15 protein-coding genes are annotated in these 17,643 nt (G+C 66.5%); 6 read left to right on the forward strand and 9 right to left on the reverse strand.

What is annotated here, in order from left to right:
* The first annotated feature begins 16 nt into the window (after positions 1-16).
* From ACWPM1_RS04535 to ACWPM1_RS04545, 3 genes are read left to right on the forward strand one after another with little or no spacing between them, the layout of a single operon-like run.
* The gene (locus ACWPM1_RS04535; RefSeq protein ID WP_455693648.1) at positions 17-3,238 is read left to right on the forward strand and encodes an intermembrane phospholipid transport protein YdbH family protein; all 3,222 of its coding nucleotides are present in this window, start codon (positions 17-19) and stop codon (positions 3,236-3,238) included.
* A gap of 50 nt (positions 3,239-3,288) precedes the next feature.
* Positions 3,289-3,492 carry a YnbE family lipoprotein gene (locus ACWPM1_RS04540; protein ID WP_455693649.1) on the forward strand — a complete coding sequence of 68 codons (204 nt, stop codon included), beginning with the start codon at positions 3,289-3,291 and terminating at the stop codon, positions 3,490-3,492.
* Positions 3,492-3,863 (forward strand): YdbL family protein, encoded by a 372-nt coding sequence (locus tag ACWPM1_RS04545; protein WP_455693650.1) that lies wholly within the window; start codon positions 3,492-3,494, stop codon positions 3,861-3,863. The genes ACWPM1_RS04540 and ACWPM1_RS04545 overlap by 1 nt, the downstream gene beginning before the upstream one ends.
* Before the next feature lie 63 nt (positions 3,864-3,926).
* Here the strand turns inward: ACWPM1_RS04545 and ACWPM1_RS04550 are convergent, their stop codons facing one another.
* Genes ACWPM1_RS04550 through ACWPM1_RS04565 form a run of 4 tightly spaced genes read right to left on the reverse strand, consistent with a single transcriptional unit; the run spans position 3,927 to position 7,509 of the window.
* Complete coding sequence (locus ACWPM1_RS04550; protein WP_455693651.1) at positions 3,927-4,511, reverse strand: ABC-type transport auxiliary lipoprotein family protein; 585 nt, start codon at positions 4,509-4,511, stop codon at positions 3,927-3,929.
* Between the two features lie 8 nt (positions 4,512-4,519).
* Positions 4,520-5,482: an MlaD family protein gene (locus tag ACWPM1_RS04555; protein ID WP_455693652.1), complete on the reverse strand. Its 963-nt coding sequence runs from the start codon at positions 5,480-5,482 to the stop codon at positions 4,520-4,522.
* 9 nt (positions 5,483-5,491) lie between these two features.
* Positions 5,492-6,403 carry an ABC transporter ATP-binding protein gene (locus tag ACWPM1_RS04560; protein WP_455693653.1) on the reverse strand — a complete coding sequence of 304 codons (912 nt, stop codon included), beginning with the start codon at positions 6,401-6,403 and terminating at the stop codon, positions 5,492-5,494.
* Entirely contained in the window at positions 6,400-7,509 is a 1,110-nt protein-coding gene (locus tag ACWPM1_RS04565; RefSeq protein ID WP_455693654.1) for an MlaE family lipid ABC transporter permease subunit, read from the reverse strand. Before ACWPM1_RS04565 ends, ACWPM1_RS04560 begins: the two co-directional genes overlap by 4 nt.
* An 80-nt stretch (positions 7,510-7,589) precedes the next feature.
* Between ACWPM1_RS04565 and ACWPM1_RS04570 the strand changes: the two genes are divergently transcribed.
* From ACWPM1_RS04570 to ACWPM1_RS04580, 3 genes are all read left to right on the forward strand, one after another.
* Positions 7,590-10,370: a valine--tRNA ligase gene (locus ACWPM1_RS04570; RefSeq protein ID WP_455693655.1), complete on the forward strand. Its 2,781-nt coding sequence runs from the start codon at positions 7,590-7,592 to the stop codon at positions 10,368-10,370.
* A gap of 4 nt (positions 10,371-10,374) precedes the next feature.
* A complete protein-coding gene (locus ACWPM1_RS04575) occupies positions 10,375-10,734 on the forward strand; it encodes a VOC family protein (RefSeq protein ID WP_455693656.1) in 360 nt (119 codons plus the stop codon).
* A 150-nt stretch (positions 10,735-10,884) separates the two neighbouring features.
* Entirely contained in the window at positions 10,885-11,619 is a 735-nt protein-coding gene (locus ACWPM1_RS04580) for a 7-carboxy-7-deazaguanine synthase QueE (RefSeq protein WP_455693657.1), read from the forward strand.
* An 8-nt stretch (positions 11,620-11,627) separates the two neighbouring features.
* Here the strand turns inward: ACWPM1_RS04580 and ACWPM1_RS04585 are convergent, their stop codons facing one another.
* The 5 genes from ACWPM1_RS04585 to ACWPM1_RS04605 all read right to left on the reverse strand — a co-directional run bounded on the left by ACWPM1_RS04585 (position 11,628) and on the right by ACWPM1_RS04605 (position 17,593).
* Positions 11,628-13,307, reverse strand: coding sequence for an ATP-binding protein (locus ACWPM1_RS04585; RefSeq protein ID WP_455693658.1), 1,680 nt, complete (start codon positions 13,305-13,307; stop codon positions 11,628-11,630).
* 86 nt (positions 13,308-13,393) lie between these two features.
* Positions 13,394-14,164, reverse strand: coding sequence for a TIGR02186 family protein (locus tag ACWPM1_RS04590; RefSeq protein ID WP_455693659.1), 771 nt, complete (start codon positions 14,162-14,164; stop codon positions 13,394-13,396).
* On the reverse strand, positions 14,161-15,075 hold the full coding sequence (locus ACWPM1_RS04595; RefSeq protein WP_455693660.1) for a sulfite exporter TauE/SafE family protein: 915 nt from the start codon (positions 15,073-15,075) through the stop codon (positions 14,161-14,163). Before ACWPM1_RS04595 ends, ACWPM1_RS04590 begins: the two co-directional genes overlap by 4 nt.
* Positions 15,076-15,122: 47 nt before the next feature.
* A complete protein-coding gene (locus ACWPM1_RS04600; protein ID WP_455693661.1) occupies positions 15,123-16,199 on the reverse strand; it encodes a hypothetical protein in 1,077 nt (358 codons plus the stop codon).
* Complete coding sequence (locus ACWPM1_RS04605; RefSeq protein ID WP_455693662.1) at positions 16,196-17,593, reverse strand: glycosyl transferase family protein; 1,398 nt, start codon at positions 17,591-17,593, stop codon at positions 16,196-16,198. The genes ACWPM1_RS04600 and ACWPM1_RS04605 overlap by 4 nt, the downstream gene beginning before the upstream one ends.
* Positions 17,594-17,643 lie beyond the last annotated feature (50 nt).

Consider the following 17,643-nt stretch of genomic DNA (forward strand, 5'->3'; position numbering starts at 1 on the left):
CGCGCAAGTGGGGTGCATGGCGAACGCGCAAAGCGAGCCTGACGCGGAGATGGTCGTCGCCGAAAGCGCGCGCACGCGCCGCTTGTGGCCGCGCGTCCTTCTGACGCTCGGGCTGATTTTCCTGATAGCGATCGCCATCGTGTGGTTTTCGCGCGAGCGCATCGCGGGCAATTTCATCGAGGATCAACTCGAGACGTACGATATCCCGGCGACGTACGAGATCGAGAGTATCGCACCCGATCGCCAGGTGCTGACCGATATCGTAGTCGGCGACCCGCGTTCTCCGGACATGACCATCGAGCGCGCGGAAGTCGCCATCCTCTATCGGCTGGGCACCCCGCAACTCGGCCGCATTACGCTCGTCCGCCCCCGCCTCTATGGCACGCTGCGCGGTGGCAAGTTGAGCTTCGGGTCGCTCGACAAGGCCTTGTTCCGCGACACCCGCGAGCCGCCGGGCCTGCCGGAGCTCGATGTCCGACTGATCGACGGCCGCAGCCTGATCGAAAGCGATTGGGGGCGTTTGGGGATCAAGGTCGAGGGCGTCGGGCGGATCGATAGCGGCTTCGCCGGCATACTTGCGGTGGTGGCGCCCACGCTCGACGGCGGCGGCTGCGCGGCACAGGGGGCCTCGCTCTATGGCAAGGTCACCACCTCAGGCGGCAAGCCGACCATTGAAGGCCCACTGCGGCTGAAGGAGCTCGACTGCCGGGCGCAGGGCATAATGATGCGGGACGCCGCGATCACGCTCGATGCCACCGCCGACGCGGACTTCGGCGGCATTGAAGGTGACGGGCGGATCGCGACTGGCGCGCTCGCGGCAGCGGGGACCCGCGCCAATGGACTGACCGGCACGATGCGCGCGACCTGGCGCGATTCGGCCCTTACAGCGCGCTATTCGCTCGCCGCACGCGGGCTTGCCCATCCGCAGGCCCGCGCGGCGCTGCTGACCGCGGAAGGCTCGTTGCGCGGACGCGATGGATTGCAGGCGCTCGAACTGCAGGCAGACCTTGAAGGCAACGGGATCCGCATGGGCGATGGCCTCGACCGGGCGCTGGCGAGCGCGGCGGCTTCGACCGACGGGACCTTGCTGGCTCCGCTGCTGCGGCAGGCGCGCACCGCCCTGGCTCGAGAAGGTCGGGCGAGCAGCTTCGTCGGCAGCCTGTCCGCGCGCCGGACGGGAGACGTGCTCAGCCTGATCGTCCCCAAGGCTTCGCTGCGGGGAGGCAGCGGGGCGACCCTCCTCGCGCTCAGCCGCGCACAGATCAGCCAGGCGGGCAGTGGCGCGCCACGTTTCTCCGGCAACCTCGCGACGGGGGGTGCGGGGCTGCCGCGCTTCGTCGGGCGGATGGAGCGTTCGCCCGGCGGCAATGCTGTGCTGCGGCTGGCGATGGCCGAATACACCGCTGGTGGCAGCTCGCTCGCCATACCCGAACTGGTCCTCGCCCAAGGCGCGAACGGAGCTCTAGGATTTTCCGGCCGGGCAAGGGCGAGTGGTCCGCTGCCCGGGGGATCGACCCGCAATCTGGCCGTCCCCCTCAGCGGGAGCTGGTCGCCACGCGGCGGTCTCGCCTTGTGGAACCGCTGCATCGACGTCCGCTTCGATCGGCTCGCGGTCGCCTCGCTCACGCTCGAGCGGCGCGGGCTGACCTTATGTCCCAGTCGAGGTCAGGCGATAGTGCGGCAGGACGCTCGCGGGCTACGCATCGCCGCCGGGGCACCCTCGCTCGACCTTTCCGGACGGCTGGCCGACACGCCGATCCGGCTGCGCAGCGGCCCGGTCGGCTTTGCCTATCCGGGCGCGGTGAGCGCGCGCGCGGTCGACATCGCGCTCGGACCGGCCGCTACGGCGAGCACGTTCCGCATTTCCAACCTGACCGCCACGTTCGGCAGGGAGATCGCCGGCCGCTTCGAAGACGCGGACGTGCGCCTGTTCCAGGTTCCACTGAACCTCGTGAACACGTCGGGCGACTGGAACTACGCGGGCGGCGTCCTGCGCTTATCCGAGGCGTCTTTCCGTCTGGTCGACCGGCAAGCCGATCCACGCTTCAATCCGCTGGTGGCCGAGGGCGGTACGCTGACCTTGCGCGACAATGTCATCCGCGCGGAGGCGATCCTGCGCGAGCCCTCGACCCAACGCGAAGTGACCGACGTCGACATCGTCCACAACCTAGCCACGCAGGCAGGGCATGCCGATCTCGCTGTCGACGGCGTGCTGTTCGACCGCAGCCTGCAGCCCGACACGCTGCTGCCCCGCGCCAAGGGCGTCATCGCCAACGCGCGCGGAACGGTGCGCGGCACGGGGCGGATCGACTGGACCGAAGGCGGGGTGACGAGCCGCGGGAGCTTCTCCAGCGACAACTTCGATTTCGCCGCGGCCTTTGGGCCGGTTCGGGGCGCGAGCGGGACGGTCGAGTTCACCGACCTTCTCGGCCTGACGACCGCGCCTAACCAGCGCCTGCGCATCGGCTCGGTCAACCCGGGCATCGAAGTGCTCGAGGGCGAGCTGGTGTTCTCGCTACGCGGCGGTCAATTCCTGTCTGTCGAGGGCGCCACCTGGCCGTTCATGGGCGGAACCCTGACCTTGCGCTCCACCAGTCTCAATCTCGGCACCAGCGAAGAGCGGCGCTACGTCTTCGAGATCGAGGGCCTCGAAGCGGCGCAGTTCATCGAGCGCATGGAGTTGCCGAACATCGCCGCCACCGGCACATTCGACGGCACGCTGCCGATCATATTCGATACCAGTGGGAACGGGCGGATCGAAGGCGGCTTGCTGATCGCCCGGCCGCCCGGAGGCAACGTGTCATACGTTGGCGAGCTAAGCCGCGAAGACCTGGGCACGATGGCGAACTTCGCGTTCGACGCGCTTAAGTCGCTCGACTACCAGCAGATGTCGATTGCGATGGACGGCAACCTCACCGGCGAGATCGTCACCCGCGTGCGCTTCGACGGGGTCAAGCAGGGCGCGGGCGCCAAGCGCAACTTCATCACCAAGCGGTTCGAGAACCTGCCGCTGCGCTTCAACGTCAACATCAAGGCGCCGTTCTATCAGCTGATCACCTCGTTGAAGGCGATGTACGACCCCTCCTCGGTGCGCGACCCGCGCGAACTGGGTCTGCTGACCGACGACGGCCGCGTGCTCAAGCGCCAAACCACCGCGCCTCCCCCCGCCATCAAGCCCGACGACATCATTCCAGATGAAGCACCCGTTCAGACCTCGGAAAGCGAGAAAAGGCCATGATCCGAACCGAATTGACCCGGCCCCTCGGGCTTGCGACAATCATCTCGATGATGAGGCGTGAGCACAAGCGTGGATGGCGACGGGCGCTGCCGCTGGCGATGCTGGGCGCGGTTATGATCGGGGGGTGCGTCAATGTGACCGCACCCGACAAGCCGATCGTGATCGAGCTCAACGTCAACATCCGGCAGGAAGTGATCTACCGGCTCGCGGCCGACGCGGGCAATACGATCGAAGAAAACGAGGACATCTTCTGATGCGCAAGTTCCTGATCATCGCCGCTGCCGCAGGCCTGCTCGCGACCCCAGCGCTCGCCCAGCGGGATCCCGCTTACGACGCCGCGCGCGCGGCCGGCCAGGTCGGCGAGAAGATGGACGGCTATCTCGGGATCGTCGGCGCGAGCACGCCGGCTCTCCAGCAGATCGTCAACGACATCAACATCAAGCGCCGCGCCGTCTACGCCGCGAAGGCGACAAGCGCGAACGCGACGCTGGAGGAATACGCCCTCACCGCGGGCTGCCTGGCGATCGCACGCACCTCACCCGGCGAGAAATACCAGGCGCCGGACGGCAGCTGGCAGACGCGCACCAGCGCTCCCCCGATGCGGGACAGCCGCTGCCCGGCCTGATCCGGGATACTCTCAAGGTCTTGAGCCGTCGCGGCATCGCGCCGCGGCGGCTTTTTCGTGAGCTCAGCCGACCCAGTCGGCGACCTGGCCGGCCACTTCGTTGGCGGCCTGATTGAGCGCCGCGCCGATCGGCGCCGCTTCGGGCAGCACGCCGGGAACGGTGGCGGAGAAGCGCCTGGTGCGTACCTGCGTTCCGTTGACGTCGCGCACCGCGTCGTAGGTCACGACTACCGCCGAGCTGCGGGCATCGTAACCGAAGTCGATCAAGGTGCCGCGCAACTGGTTGGTCGGCGTGAGCGCCGGGTCGTCGTGGTCGATCACCAGTCGGTTGCCCTTGGCGCGGATCGTCTCGCCTAGCAGGCGGCGGAACAGGCGGCTGGGTTTGTCGACCCACATCGCGTCCTCGACGTAGGCGATGTTGGTGTCGTCCACCTGCACGGGCACGCGGTTGTTGGCGAGCTTGGCGGGCGTCTCCGGCTCTTCGACCGCGATCGCCTGCGCAATGTCGCCGTTGATCGTGGTGCCGGCGGCGACGGTCGACGTCGGGGTGAGGTTCAGCAGGCTCTCCGGGGTCTTCGGCCCGAAGCTGAGGCAGCCCGCGAGCAGTACGCTCGCGCCGAGGGCCAAGGCGATCCTGGTGCGTTTCATGGCGTCTCTCATGGCTTGTAGTCGGGGAGCTTGGGGCCGCCGAGCAATCCGCCCGCGCCCTCGCTCTCGAGGCGTTCGGTGACGCTGCGCAGCGCCTGGCTGGTCGCGCGCAGATCGCGCAGCGTCGCTTCGGCGGCCGGCAGGGTGCTCTCGGAGAGCTGGCGCGCCGCTGGGCGGGCATCGTCGAGCGTCGCCGACAGCGACTTGGCCGCGCCTTCCGCCGAGTTGAGAGTCTGCCGGAGCTGGGCGGCGAGGTTCTGGCCTTCCTGGTTGAGCAGGCGGTCGGTCGAGGCGGTGACCTTCTCGAACTGGTCGAGCGCCTCGCCCGCTTCCCGCAGCGTTACCTGCAGCTCGGCCATCGTGCGCTGGACCTGCGGGGTGGCCTGCGCGAGGTCGCCGGTCATCCGCTCGGTATTGGCGAGAATGCCCTGGATCGATTCCTGATTGCGGTCCGACAGCATCAGCGTCAGCCGTTCGGTCAGCGTCGCCAGCCGCTCCATCAGCAGCGGCGCGTTGGCGAGTAGCTCGCCCAGGCCGCCTGGCTTGGTCGGGATCACCGGCACGCCTTCGGGGCAAGCCGTCTTGCCGACGCCTTCGCCTTCGCACGTCAGCGCGGGCGCGTTGCGGCGCGCGCCGTCGAGCAGGATCGTCGAGACCCCGGTAAAGGAGCCCTGGATGGTGGCTGTGGTGCCGACGAGGATCGGCGTCGTCTCGTCGACCTTGATCCGCACGCGGACGAACTCGGGATCCTTGGGCCAGAGCTGGATCTGGGTCACCTGGCCAGAGGGTACGCCGGAGAAACTGACTTCGGACCCGTTGGCGAGGCCGGCGACCGACTGCTTGAAAAAGATATCGTATTCGTTCTGCTCGCCCTTGTTGAGCCCGGCAAGCCAGACGATGAACAGTGCAAGCGCGGCGAGCAGGGCCAGGGTGACCGCTCCGACCCAGACATGATTGGCCCGTGTTTCCATCGCCTTGCCCTATGCCTTGCCCGCTGGGGCGCTGTCCAACGATTTGGCGCGGTCCTGGCTCGCCCTGGCGGCGCGGCCGCGCGGCCCGTTGAAGTATTCCTCGATCCACGGGTGACCGGTCTCGAGCAGTTCGGGGATCGTCCCCACCGCCACCACCTTCCTGTCGGCCAGCACCGCCACCCGGTCGCAAATCTCGTACAGCGTATCGAGGTCGTGGGTGATCAGGAATACCGTGAGACCGAGCGTCTCCTGCAGCGCCTTGGTCAGCTCGTCGAACGCCGCGGCGCCGATCGGGTCGAGCCCCGCGGTGGGCTCGTCGAGGAACAGCAGCTCCGGGTCGAGCGCCAATGCGCGGGCGAGGCCGGCGCGCTTCTTCATTCCGCCCGACAGCTCGCTTGGGTACTTGGCGACAGCATCGGCGGGCAACCCCGTCAGCATCACCTTGTAGCGCGCGATCTCGTGCATCAGCTCGGGCGCGATGTCGGGATAGAACTGCTTCAGCGGCACTTCGACGTTCTCGCCCACTGTCAGCGTCGAGAACAGCGCGCCGCCCTGGAACAGCACGCCCCAACGATTGCGCACGCCGACCACTTCTTCCGGGTCGCCGTCGGTGATCGAGCGCCCGAACACCTCTATGTGGCCCTCGTCCGGGGTCTGCAGCCCGATGATCGAGCGCATCAGGACCGACTTGCCGGTGCCCGAGCCGCCGACCACGCCGATGATCTCGCCGCGGTTGACCTTCAACGACAACCCTTCGTGAATCACTGCCTCGCCGAAGCTGTTCTTGAGGCCATCGACAACGATCGGGTGCTCGCCCTTGAAGCGCTCGAACCGGCGGTTGACGTCGGGATCGCCGAACTCGGCTTCGCCATCCGCCACGCCTGCGACCGGCTGGCCTTCGTCGACCTCGTCGTCGGTCATGCCCAGCCCACGTTGGTGAAGAACACCGCGAAGAACGCATCGAGCACGATCACGGTGAAGATCGCGAACACCACCGCGTTGGTGGTCTTGAGGCCGACTTCCTCGGAATTGCCCTGGACCTTCATGCCCTGATAGCAGCCGGTCATGCCCACGATCAGGCCGAACACCGGCGCCTTCACGAGCCCTACCCACAAGTCGTAGATCGGCACCACTTCCTTGATCCGGGTGAGGAAGCTTCCGAACGGTATGCCGAGGGACAGCTCGCCGACCACCGCGCCCCCGATGATGGCCACCACGGAGGCATAGAAACCCAGCACGATCATCATGAAGGTCACCGCAAGCACGCGCGGGACCACCAGCGCCTCCATCGGCGAGATGCCGATCGTGCGCATCGCGTCGACTTCTTCAGTCAGCTTCATGGTGCCGATCTGCGCGGCAAACGCACTGCCCGAGCGGCCGGCGACCATGATCGCGGTCATCAGCACGCCAAGCTCGCGCAAGGTGATGCGCCCCACCAGGTTCACCGTCAGCGTCTCGGCGCCGAACTGGGCCAATTGGACCGAACCCTGCTGCGCGATAACGATGCCGATAAGAAAGCTCATCAGCCCAATGATACCGAGGGCGGAGACCCCCACCAGCTCCAGCTGGCGGACGAACGCCTTGGTGCGGAACCGGCGCGGATGGCGGACGATCATGCCGACTGCCATGATGAACTGGCCCATAAAGGCGATCGAGCCGACGGCACCGCGCCTTGCGCCGTCCATTCGCTCGCCGGTCGCTTCAAACACCCGCTCGAACAGCGGCGGGCGGTCGGGATGGACTTCGCCGCCCGACTCGGTTTCGCTCAGCGCTTCTATCAGCCGGGCCGCGCGCTCGTTGGCGCCGACGATCTTGCCGCCGGTCTCGCGCGAGAGCCGCAGCGCGATCCACGCGCCCACGGTATCGATCTCGCGCACACCCTTGAGGTCAATCTCGGCCAGATTCCCGTCGAGCGAAAGCAGCCGCTGGTCGATCGGGCCGATGGTCGAGACGAGGTAGTTGCCCGTCAGCACCAGCCGCCGGCCGCCCTGCCCGTCCTCGATCGCGAAGTCTGCCCCGTCGCTCATGCGCGGGAAGCTATGGGGCGAAACGCGTGAGCCTACAAGCCGATGCGTCATCTACATTGCACCTGCGAACAGGCGCTGGCATGGGCCTCGGCCTTATGACGAGCGAATTGCCCAAGACTTTCGACCCCGCCGAGATCGAGGCGCGATGGTACCCGCATTGGGAGGCGAACGGCTGCTTCCGGCCGGATCGGCCCGAGGCGCCGCCGTACACGATCGTCAATCCTCCGCCGAACGTGACGGGCAGCCTCCACATCGGCCACGCGCTCGACAACACGCTGCAGGACGTCGTGATCCGCTATGAGCGGATGCGCGGCAAGGACGCGATGTGGGTGGTTGGCATGGACCACGCCGGGATCGCCACTCAGATGGTGGTCGAGCGCAACCTCGCCAGCCAGGGCGTCAAGCGCACCGATATGTCTCGTGAGGCCTTCGTCGAGCACGTCTGGGAATGGAAGGAACAGTCCGGTGGCTCCATCACCCGCCAGCTCCGCCGGCTGGGCTGCTCGATGGACTGGAGCCGCGAGCAGTTCACCATGGACCCGCATTTCACCGGGGCCGTAGTGAAGGTATTCGTCGACCTCTACAACCAGGGGCTGATCTACCGCGACAAGCGGCTCGTGAACTGGGACCCGGCGCTCAAGACCGCGATCTCCGACCTCGAGGTCGAGAGCCGCGAGGTGCAGGGCCACATGTGGCACTTCAAGTACCCGCTCGCGGACGGGGAAACCTACACTTACGTCGAGCGCGATGCCGACGGGAACGTCGTTCTTGAAGAGACCCGCGACTACATCTCGATCGCTACCACCCGGCCAGAGACGATGCTCGGCGACGGCGCGGTCGCGGTGCACCCGAGCGATACCCGCTACGCCCCGATTGTGGGCAAGCTGTGCGAGATCCCGGTTGGGCCCAAGGAACATCGCCGTTTCATCCCGATCATCACCGACGATTATCCCGATCCCGATTTCGGGTCGGGCGCGGTCAAGATCACCGGCGCGCATGACGAGAACGACTACGGCGTCGCCCAGCGGAACGGCATCCCGATGTACCGGCTGATGGACGAAGTCGCCGCGATGCGGGCCGACGGCGTCCCCTATGCCGAAGCCTCGGCCCGCGCCCGCGAGATTGCCACGGGCGCTTCATTCGACGCCAAGGAGGTCGACGCACTCAACCTCGTCCCCGACGAATACCGCGGCCTCGACCGCTACGTCGCGCGCGAGCGGGTGGTGGCGGACATCGATGCAGAAGGCCTGATGATCGCAGTCGAGGACAAGGCGATCATGCAGCCGTTCGGAGACCGAGGCGGCGTGGTGATCGAGCCGATGCTCACCGACCAGTGGTATGTCGACGCCGCCACACTCGCCAAAGAGCCAATAGCGGCCGTCCGTGACGGGCGGATCGAGATCGTCCCCAAGACTTGGGAGAAAACCTTCTTCAACTGGATGGAGAACATCCAGCCGTGGTGCGTCAGCCGCCAACTGTGGTGGGGACACCGTATCCCGGCATGGTACGACGAGAATGGGAAGATCTACGTCGCCGAGACCGAGGCGAAGGCCTACGCGCTTGCCGGGCCCGGTGCTGTGCTTGCGCAAGACGACGACGTGCTCGACACGTGGTTCTCCTCCGCTCTGTGGCCCTTCGCCACGCTCGGCTGGCCCGAGCAGACCGACCTGCTCCAGCGCCACTACCCTAACGATCTGCTGATTTCCGGCTTCGACATTTTGTTCTTCTGGGACGCGCGGATGGCGATGCAGGGGATGCATCTGATGCATGAAGCTCCGTGGAAGCGGCTCTATCTCCACGGGCTGGTGCGCGCCGCCGACGGTCAGAAGATGTCCAAGTCGAAGGGCAATGTGGTCGATCCGCTGTTGCTGATCGACAAGTTCGGCGCCGATGCGCTGCGCTTCTTCATGTGTGCCATGGAAAGCCAGGGCCGCGACGTCAAAATGGACGAGAGCCGGGTCGAGGGATACCGCAACTTCGCCACTAAGCTGTGGAACGCGACCCGTTTCTGTCAGGCCAACGGGATCGGCGCATCGCAGCAGATCGCCGCGCCGAGCGCGACGCAGGCGGTCAATCGCTGGATCATCGGCGAGGTCGTCGCGACCCAGGCCGCGCTCGACAAGGCGATGGCCGAACTGCGCTTCGACGCCGCCGCGGGCGCGATCTACCGCTTCGCGTGGGACACGTTCTGCGACTGGTATCTCGAGCTCATCAAGGGCCAGATCGACGACGAAACCCGCGCGGTTGCCGGCTGGGCGCTCGACCAGATCCTGGTCATGCTCCATCCCTTCATGCCGTTCATCACCGAAGAGCTGTGGCACGCGCAGGGCGAGCGGCCCTATGAGCTGATCGTCGCCAAGTGGCCCGACCCGCGCGCCGAGGCCGATGCAGCGGCGAAGGCCGAGGTCGAGTGGCTGATCGATCTCACCCGCTCGCTGCGCACGGCCAAGAACGAGCTCGGTTTGCCGCCGGGTGCCAAGCTCGAAGCGTGGCTCGCCACCCCATCGGATACGGCTAGCAAGATGCTCTCGGGTAGCGCGGCGGCGATCGAACGCGTGGCGCGGCTCAGCGCCGTGCATGTCGCCCCCGCTCCTGAGGGCGCTGCGATGCAGATTGGCGCTGGTAGCGATGCGCTGGTCATCCCCCTGGAAGGGCTGATCGACATCGAGGCTGAAAAGGCCCGCCTGACCAAGGCGCTCGCCACTTCCGAAAAGGAAGCCTCCGCGCTTGCCGGACGGCTCGGCAACGCTTCATTCGTAGAGCGAGCCAAGACCGAGGCGGTGGAGAAGGCCCGCGCCGACCACGCGCACCACGCGGCCGAAGCCGAGCGGCTCAAGGCGGCGCTGGAACGACTGGGCTGACCGCATGAAGCTCGATCACCTGGTGATATTGGTGCGTTCGCTCGAGGCGAGCTTGCCGTGGTACGATAATTTACTTGGCCTGCTCGGCTTCACCAAGAGCCGCGATCACGTCTGGGGCAATTCCGACGGCGTCTTTGTTGATCTCAAACAGGCGAAGCCGGGCACCCGCGATTACGAGAGGTACGGGCCCGGCCTCAACCACCTCGGCTTTACTGCTGTCGACGAAGCCGATCTCGACCGGGTGCGCGATAGGATGTCGGCGGCCGGCTTCGAAGTACCGGAAAAGCAGCGGATCGGTAGCGAGCTGGCGACCTTCTTTCGCGATCCCGACGGGATGCGGATCGAGGTAACGGTCTACTGCTGACTGCTCCGCGTTTTCCTACAGCGGCGGATTATGCAAAGGCGGGCGAATGCGCGCTTTCGCCCCGGCCTGTCAGACGATTGAACCCGTACTACGGCTGGGCCTGATTCCTTCGCCAGAACAGTGTGCCATGTGTGCCAAGTCCTACAAGCCGTGCCGCTGATCCTCGCCACCGACGACTCGGGCGGACCGGAGATCTTCGCCTCGTTGCAGGGGGAGGGTCCCTCGGCGGGCCAGCCGTGCGCGTTCATCCGCCTGAGCCGCTGCAACCTCGCGTGCGTGTGGTGCGACACGGCCTACACCTGGCGCTTCGAGGGCGACAACCGCCCGCATCGCGACGGCGTGGCCTTTGATCGCCTGGCCAACCAGGTTTCGCTCTCGGCGCTTGAAGCGGCGCGCACGATCGACCGCTTGCCGCCGCGACGGCTGGTGGTCACCGGCGGCGAGCCGCTGCTCCAGGCAGGCCCGCTGGCCGAACTGGCCGCTCTGCTGCCCGAGCACACGATCGAGGTTGAAACGAACGGCACGGTGGAGCCGAGCGCCCGGTTCGACGCCTATGTCGAGCAGTACACCGTCAGCCCGAAGCTGGCACACAGCGGCAACCCGGCGAGCCTCGCACTGCCGCCCGAGCGCCTGCGCCAGTGGGCGGCCGAGCCGCGGGCCTTCTTCAAGTTCGTGATCGCCGCCCCGGGCGACGTGACCCAGATCCTGGCACTGCAGGCCGGCTTCGGCATCGCGCCGGGCCGGATCTACCTGATGCCCGAGGGCACCGACAGTGCCATTCTGCGGATGCGCGAGCAATGGCTCGCGCCGCTATGCGTCGAGCACGGCTTCCGGCTGTCGGATCGCCTCCACATCCACCTATACGGCGATACGCGGGGGACCTGACGGCGCCCCTACTTGCCCTGGGACCGCCAGCGCTGGACAATGCGGTGGACCCGCTCCTCCTCGCCGCCCGACTGGCGCCAGAGGTCGACGAAGCTCGGGTCTTCCGAGGCCGGCCGCTTCTGTTCCTCGAGCGCGTCGAAACTGACGCGAATGGGAATGGCGACACCCTCGCCGCAGATGATGCACTCGCGGTTGCGCAGCGCGGGGATGGAGTCGAGGAAGCCGCGCGCGCCTTCGGGCATGGCGGCCTTCACGAACGCCTGGTCGCGGTCGTTGTTGAGGCGCATCGAGATGATCGTGCCGCACTGCGACAGCACCCCTTCGGCGAGGTCCGACGGGCGCTGGGTGATGAGGCCCAGGCTGATGCCGTACTTGCGGCCTTCCTTGGCGATGCGGCTGAGGATCTTGCCGACCGAGGAACCGTCGGCGTTCTTCTCGTTCGGCACGTACCGGTGCGCCTCCTCGCAGACCAGCAGAATGGGACGGGTGCGTTCCTCGCGGCCCCAGATGGCGAAATCGAACACCAGCCGCGCGAGCACCGCGACCACCGTCGATGTGATGTCGCTGGGCACGCCCGAAACGTCGACGATCGCGATCGGCTTGCCGGCGCTCGGCATGCGGAAGATCTTGCTCAGGAAGTCCGCCATCGTGTCGCCGACCAGCATGCCCGAGAACATGAATTGGTAGCGGGGGTCGGCCTTAAGCTCGTCGAGCTTGGTCTTGAGCCGCTGGTAAGGCGCCGAGTTGGTCGCCTTGTCGAGCTTGCCCATCTCGTTCTGGATCTCGTTGGAGAGGTCGGAAAGGAGATAGGGGATCGGCGAATCGACCGTGATCTTGCCTTGCATCTCGGCGAGCCGGTTCTTGCCGCGCGCCTTGAGCAGACATTTGGCGAGAATGTCGGCATCGATCTGCCGGTCGTCTCCGTTGGCGGTCAGCAACACCTCGCAGTGTTCCTCGAAGTTCATCAGCCAGTACGGCATCTGCAGGTTGCCGACGTCGAGGATGAGCCCGGTATTGCGGAACGCAGCCGAATATTCGCCGTGGGGGTCGATCATCACGATGTGGCCGTCAGGCGCGGCATCGCAGATCCGGTGGAGGATCAACGCCGCGCTGGTCGACTTGCCGGTACCGGTCGAGCCAAGCAGGGCGAAGTGCTTGCCGAGCATCGCATCGATGTAGAGGCCGGCGCGGATGTCCTTGGTGGGATACACGGTACCAATCTGGATGTTGCTGCGCCCGTCGCTGGCGTAGATCTGGCGCAAGTCGGCGGTCGTGGCGGGGTAGATCAAGGCACCGGGCACAGGATAGCGCGTGACGCCGCGGCGGAAGCCGCTGATCCGTCCAGTAAGCTTTTCCTCGTCGCCCTCGCCGAGGAAGTCGATGTTGGCGATGACCCCGCTGCCGTTGCGGCGGTCCTGCTTCTGGTTGCGCACGCTGGCGAGCAGCCACTGGTTGCCGACGCGGATCTTCACCTGACTGCCGACCTGCCCGGCGAGCGCGACCGAGGGATCGTCGTCGGCCATGCATTCGTTGAGGCGTTGCAGGTCGAGCGCGATCTGCGAGCCCGAGCCGGCAATTTCGAGCACGACCCCGATGGGCTGCAGCGCATTGTCGGCCGGCGCGACGATAGCCTCGCCTGCCGGGATAGCCTGCGCAGAATCGAAACCCTGCCTGTCCATATCGCTCATCGTCGCGCTGTCTCCCTAGTCGATCCCGCGCGCACCCTGCGCTGGACGCGGTTAAGATCGGGTCAACGATAATGCGCGGCTTGCGCTCAAATGAGAGCGAACAGGCGCCCGGCGATCCACCCCATGCCGACCGACAACGCGACCGCAAGCAACCCGTAGAAGAGCGACTGCGACTGGGCGAACACTTCGACGAAGCGCTCGAAACCGACCTTGCGCACCTCTACCTCGGCGACGGCGGAGGACACCACCCGCCCGTCGGTCACCGCAAACGTCTCGGCGGTATAGGTTCCTGTCTGCACGTTCGACGGCAGCACCATGCGCGCCTGGTAGAGCACCCCCTCGCGGATCTGCACGCCGCGCATGTCCTCCTGATAAAGGCCTTGCCTTCGTTTGAGGTCGACCAGCCCGTTCGAGAACCGCCCCTGTTCGACAGGGTCGATCTCGCCGGTGGGGGAAAGCTGGATGAAGTCCGTTCCGAACTCGTAGATCGCCGCGGTCTTCTCGTCGACAATATCGGCGATGGGGCGCGAGGCCGCGACCGCGAAGTAGGACGGCGCCGAGCGGAAGTCCGTGCTGGCGACGTTGACCCACATGCCGCCGACTTTCTCCTTTTCCCGAAGGCGGATCGCCTGCGATGGCCCCTTCAGCACCACCACGACATCGTAACCGCGCGCAGACCGGGTGCCTGCCGGGTCGAGGATCACTCCGAAAAGCAGCAACTCGGTGCCGACGAAGCCCTGTCGGACCCGCACCTCGTGCTGGCTCACCTCGGGCACCAGTATGGGATCGCGTTGAGCCCCTGCTGGCTGGAGAGGCAGGAACGCCAGCAAGACCGTCAGCATGAGCAACCGCCTCATAGCGGGCTCACCGTGTAGATCTCGTCGGGGCGGACCCCGAGGCCGAACAGCATCCGCAGCGCCACCAGGAGGACGACCGTGGCCAGCACCAGGCGCAGGACTTCGGGCTTGGCTTTCTGAGCGAGCTGAGTGCCGTACTGAGCACCCATCACCGATCCCAGCAGGAGCAGGCCGGCGAGAACGATGTCGACCGCCTTTGTGGTCAACGCGTGCATCATGGTGGTGACCATCGTCACGAACAGGATGTTGAACAGGCTAGTGCCGACCACCACCCCCGCACTCATGCCCAGGATGTAGAGCATCGCCGGCACGAGTATGAATCCTCCGCCCACGCCCATGAGCATCGTCAGCGCGCCGACCCCGGCGCCGAGGATGAGGGGCGCGAGCGGGGAGATATAGAGACCGGACCGATAAAACCTCCACCGCCCCGGGAGCGCGGCGACCAGGGGGTGATGGCGGCGCTTTGCTGCTCTCTGACGCTCCCCCGCTTTGCCGGCCCGGATCGTCAGCCACGCTTCGCGCGCCATCAGCGTACCGATCGTCCCGAGCATGACCACGTAGAGGATCGAAATAACGGTATCTATCTGGCCCAACGCCTGGAAAAAACGGAACAACAGGGCGCCCACGCCGCTGCCAATCGCCCCGCCGACGACGGTAACCGCACCCATTCGATAATCGACGCCATTGCGGCGATTGTGTGCGAGCACGCCGGAGACGCTCGCTCCAGTTACCTGGGTGGAGGCCGACGCCGCGGCGACTGTGGGCGGAATGCCGTAGAAGATCAGCAAAGGCGTCGTCAGAAAGCCCCCGCCGACTCCGAAAAGACCGGACAGAATGCCGGTGAGCGCCCCCAGGGCGACGATCACCAGCCCGTTGACCGACAGGTTGGCGATCGGGAGGTAGACGTCCATGCAGCCGGTTCTAGGCAAAGGGCGACGGGGTGGGAAGGCGCGGGGACCTAGAAACCCGTCGAAAGCGTGACCGCCACCCCGCTCCCGGGACGTGCATCTCCGGCGACCTGATAGCGGTAGTCGACTGAGAGGCGGGCGGGAAACGCGCCTTCTCGCAAGTCGAGCGTGACCGTCGGCCCGATGTCGACTCGCTCGGCGAATTTCTGCGCACCCCCCCATGCCCCGACGCCGAGACGGATTTCCGCGGTACCATCCGCAATGACAGCCCGGTCAACACGGACCTGGCCGTCGGCGAAGCCGGTGGAATAACGGCCGCCGATCCATCCGGCCTGACCGTATCCCTCAGCTTGCAGACCTAACGGCAAGTCGAACACGGGCAATTCCGTTACCGCCAGAACCGAGGGACGCACTGCCGTGACCCCCGCCGACTGAGTGACGCGGCCCTCTGCCTGCAAGCGCACGGGGAGCCGCTCCAATGGCCTGACCCCAACCCCGAGGGCAAAATCGGCCTGACGTGGTCGCTCCGGTGCCCACACGGCGCGCAAGTAAGCCTGCGGACGTATCGCCGATGATCCCAGATCTAGCCTGGCGAGAATTCCGGCTTGCGATCCGCCATAACCCGCCGTGAGCGGCTGGCCCGGTGCGGCGAGCGGCAACCCGGTGCCTTGCCGCCAGGCAGACCAACCGTCGACACGCCATCGCTTCATTGCAGGCAATCGCTGCGTACTCGAGGACTGGGCGGCGAGGCTCGACGCTGGTCCCCCGATCTGCGCGCTCGAATTGGCCTGCGAGAGCAGTTCGCTCGAAGGCGCGGGAGGCGATGTCGAAGCATAGCTCTGCGCGGCCATTCGAAGACCATCGCGCCCGGGAGCGAGAGGACCGATCTTGGACGCCGGCGAGGTCAAATCGCCAACCGGCCCGGAAGGTGTGGTCTCGGAGACCAAGCGCGGGCCGCGCTCGGTGACGGCTGGAGCGGCGTTCGACCGCGGTAAAGGATTAGTTAGAGCGGGCGGCCAGGGCGATTGCCAGGCGAACGCGCGGATGGTGATCCAGCACAAGGCGATCGCGGCGAGAGCAAGCAGCGGCTCGCCGCGGCGGCGGACTTGCTCGCCAGGTCCGGTCACCGGGCGCCGCCGCTGTCGAGGGCAGGGTGTACCGTGTGGCGGGTCTTGTCCCATTGCGGGGCTCGGCCGAGCAAAGTCGCCAGATAGTCGCGCACAGCCCGTCGGCCCGCCATGATCGCGATAACGTTGGCAACCGGTATGCGCAGCACCGCACGCAGGCCTTCGCGCCAGCCATACTCACGCGCCGTGAAAGCAAAGCGCCACACTGCCCGCCAGGCGAAGCCGGCAAGGTTCACCGCCAACAGCACTGCGACCGTCGCGTCGACTGGCGCGCTCGGCAGGACCCCGGTCACATGCCCGAGCCAACCGAGCGACACGAGCACCAGCAACAGGTATCCCACTGCCAGCACCAGCGCCGTCAGGGGACCTCGACGGTCGCGCAGGCGCATCCATAAGTCCGCGGGGCGCGAACCCCAGCCGAGCCTGTCCCAAGATTGCAGGGCGATGCCATGCACCCAGCGAGTCTTCTGGCGGACTGCCCAGTCGAGCCGGGCAGGAAAGCATGCGCGGGTGGCCACCAGGCGCCCGTCGCGATGCCGCGCGCGGAGGAACCGCGTCCGCTTGCCCAGCATTGCCAGACCGATGCCCAGTTCGTAGTCTTCGGTCAGACTGTCAGCGTCGAATGGCCCTCCGCCACCGCGCCGCGCCGCCAGTTCGGCGAGCGCTCCGCGCGAGATGGCGCAGCCGACACCCGCGGTGGGGATGCCGGCGCGAAGCCAGTCGCGCACGACCATAGCTTTGCCGTGCGCTTCGGCAAATTCCTCGCAATAATGCGACGCGACCCATCTGGACTTCGCCATGGGCTCGGGCAGGACGGGCAATTGGGCGAGATCGACCTCGTCTAAGGCCGCGTCGAGCAACGACAGCGCGGCCGGATCGACCATGTCTTCGGCGTCATGGATCACCACCATGCGCACTTGGTCACCGGCATGACGTTCGTCCGCCTCGAGCGCGCGGTACAGGCAGTTCAGGCAATCGGCTTTGGTTGTCGGCCCGTGCCGGTCGTGCACCACGAGCCGCAAGCGGGGGTCCTCGCTGGCCGCGGCAAACGCGGCTTCGGCAGACTGGGGGTCGTTGCAGTATGTCCCCACGTAAAGACGCAAGTTGGCATGTGGCCACACCGAAAGGGCGTGACGCACGGTCGCGCCAATCACCGCCGCTTCGCGCCAAGCCGCGATGAAGACGGCTGCCTCGCCCTTCAACTGCGTGGGTGGCTCGATCGGCTCCGGCAACCAGGCTGTGCGGTGACGTCCCGTTAGCTTGAGCGCGGTCCAGATGAGGTCGACGGCGAGCTCGTCGATCGCGCCGATTAGAAAGAAAACGGCTGCGAACAGCAGCAGTTCGTGCTCGACGAGCACGAGCCATTCTCCAGGCGTGAATATCCCCCCAGGCACGTGCGACCCCGTTCTTGCCCGCCGGAGCGGTTAGCGGCGCAAATCCCACT

It is taken from the genome of Tsuneonella sp. HG249, from assembly GCF_053819205.1.

Excerpts from the sequence above, each read along its gene's own strand:
- ACWPM1_RS04535 (WP_455693648.1), top strand. The coding sequence starts at position 17 with ATGGCGAACGCGCAAAGCGAGCCTGACGCGGAGATGGTCGTCGCCGAA.
- ACWPM1_RS04540 (WP_455693649.1), top strand. The coding sequence starts at position 3,289 with ATGAGGCGTGAGCACAAGCGTGGATGGCGACGGGCGCTGCCGCTGGCG.
- ACWPM1_RS04545 (WP_455693650.1), top strand. The coding sequence starts at position 3,492 with ATGCGCAAGTTCCTGATCATCGCCGCTGCCGCAGGCCTGCTCGCGACC.
- ACWPM1_RS04550 (WP_455693651.1), bottom strand. The coding sequence starts at position 4,511 with ATGAAACGCACCAGGATCGCCTTGGCCCTCGGCGCGAGCGTACTGCTC.
- ACWPM1_RS04555 (WP_455693652.1), bottom strand. The coding sequence starts at position 5,482 with ATGGAAACACGGGCCAATCATGTCTGGGTCGGAGCGGTCACCCTGGCC.
- ACWPM1_RS04560 (WP_455693653.1), bottom strand. The coding sequence starts at position 6,403 with ATGACCGACGACGAGGTCGACGAAGGCCAGCCGGTCGCAGGCGTGGCG.
- ACWPM1_RS04565 (WP_455693654.1), bottom strand. The coding sequence starts at position 7,509 with ATGAGCGACGGGGCAGACTTCGCGATCGAGGACGGGCAGGGCGGCCGG.
- ACWPM1_RS04570 (WP_455693655.1), top strand. The coding sequence starts at position 7,590 with ATGGGCCTCGGCCTTATGACGAGCGAATTGCCCAAGACTTTCGACCCC.
- ACWPM1_RS04575 (WP_455693656.1), top strand. The coding sequence starts at position 10,375 with ATGAAGCTCGATCACCTGGTGATATTGGTGCGTTCGCTCGAGGCGAGC.
- ACWPM1_RS04585 (WP_455693658.1), bottom strand. The coding sequence starts at position 13,307 with ATGAGCGATATGGACAGGCAGGGTTTCGATTCTGCGCAGGCTATCCCG.
- ACWPM1_RS04590 (WP_455693659.1), bottom strand. The coding sequence starts at position 14,164 with ATGAGGCGGTTGCTCATGCTGACGGTCTTGCTGGCGTTCCTGCCTCTC.
- ACWPM1_RS04595 (WP_455693660.1), bottom strand. The coding sequence starts at position 15,075 with ATGGACGTCTACCTCCCGATCGCCAACCTGTCGGTCAACGGGCTGGTG.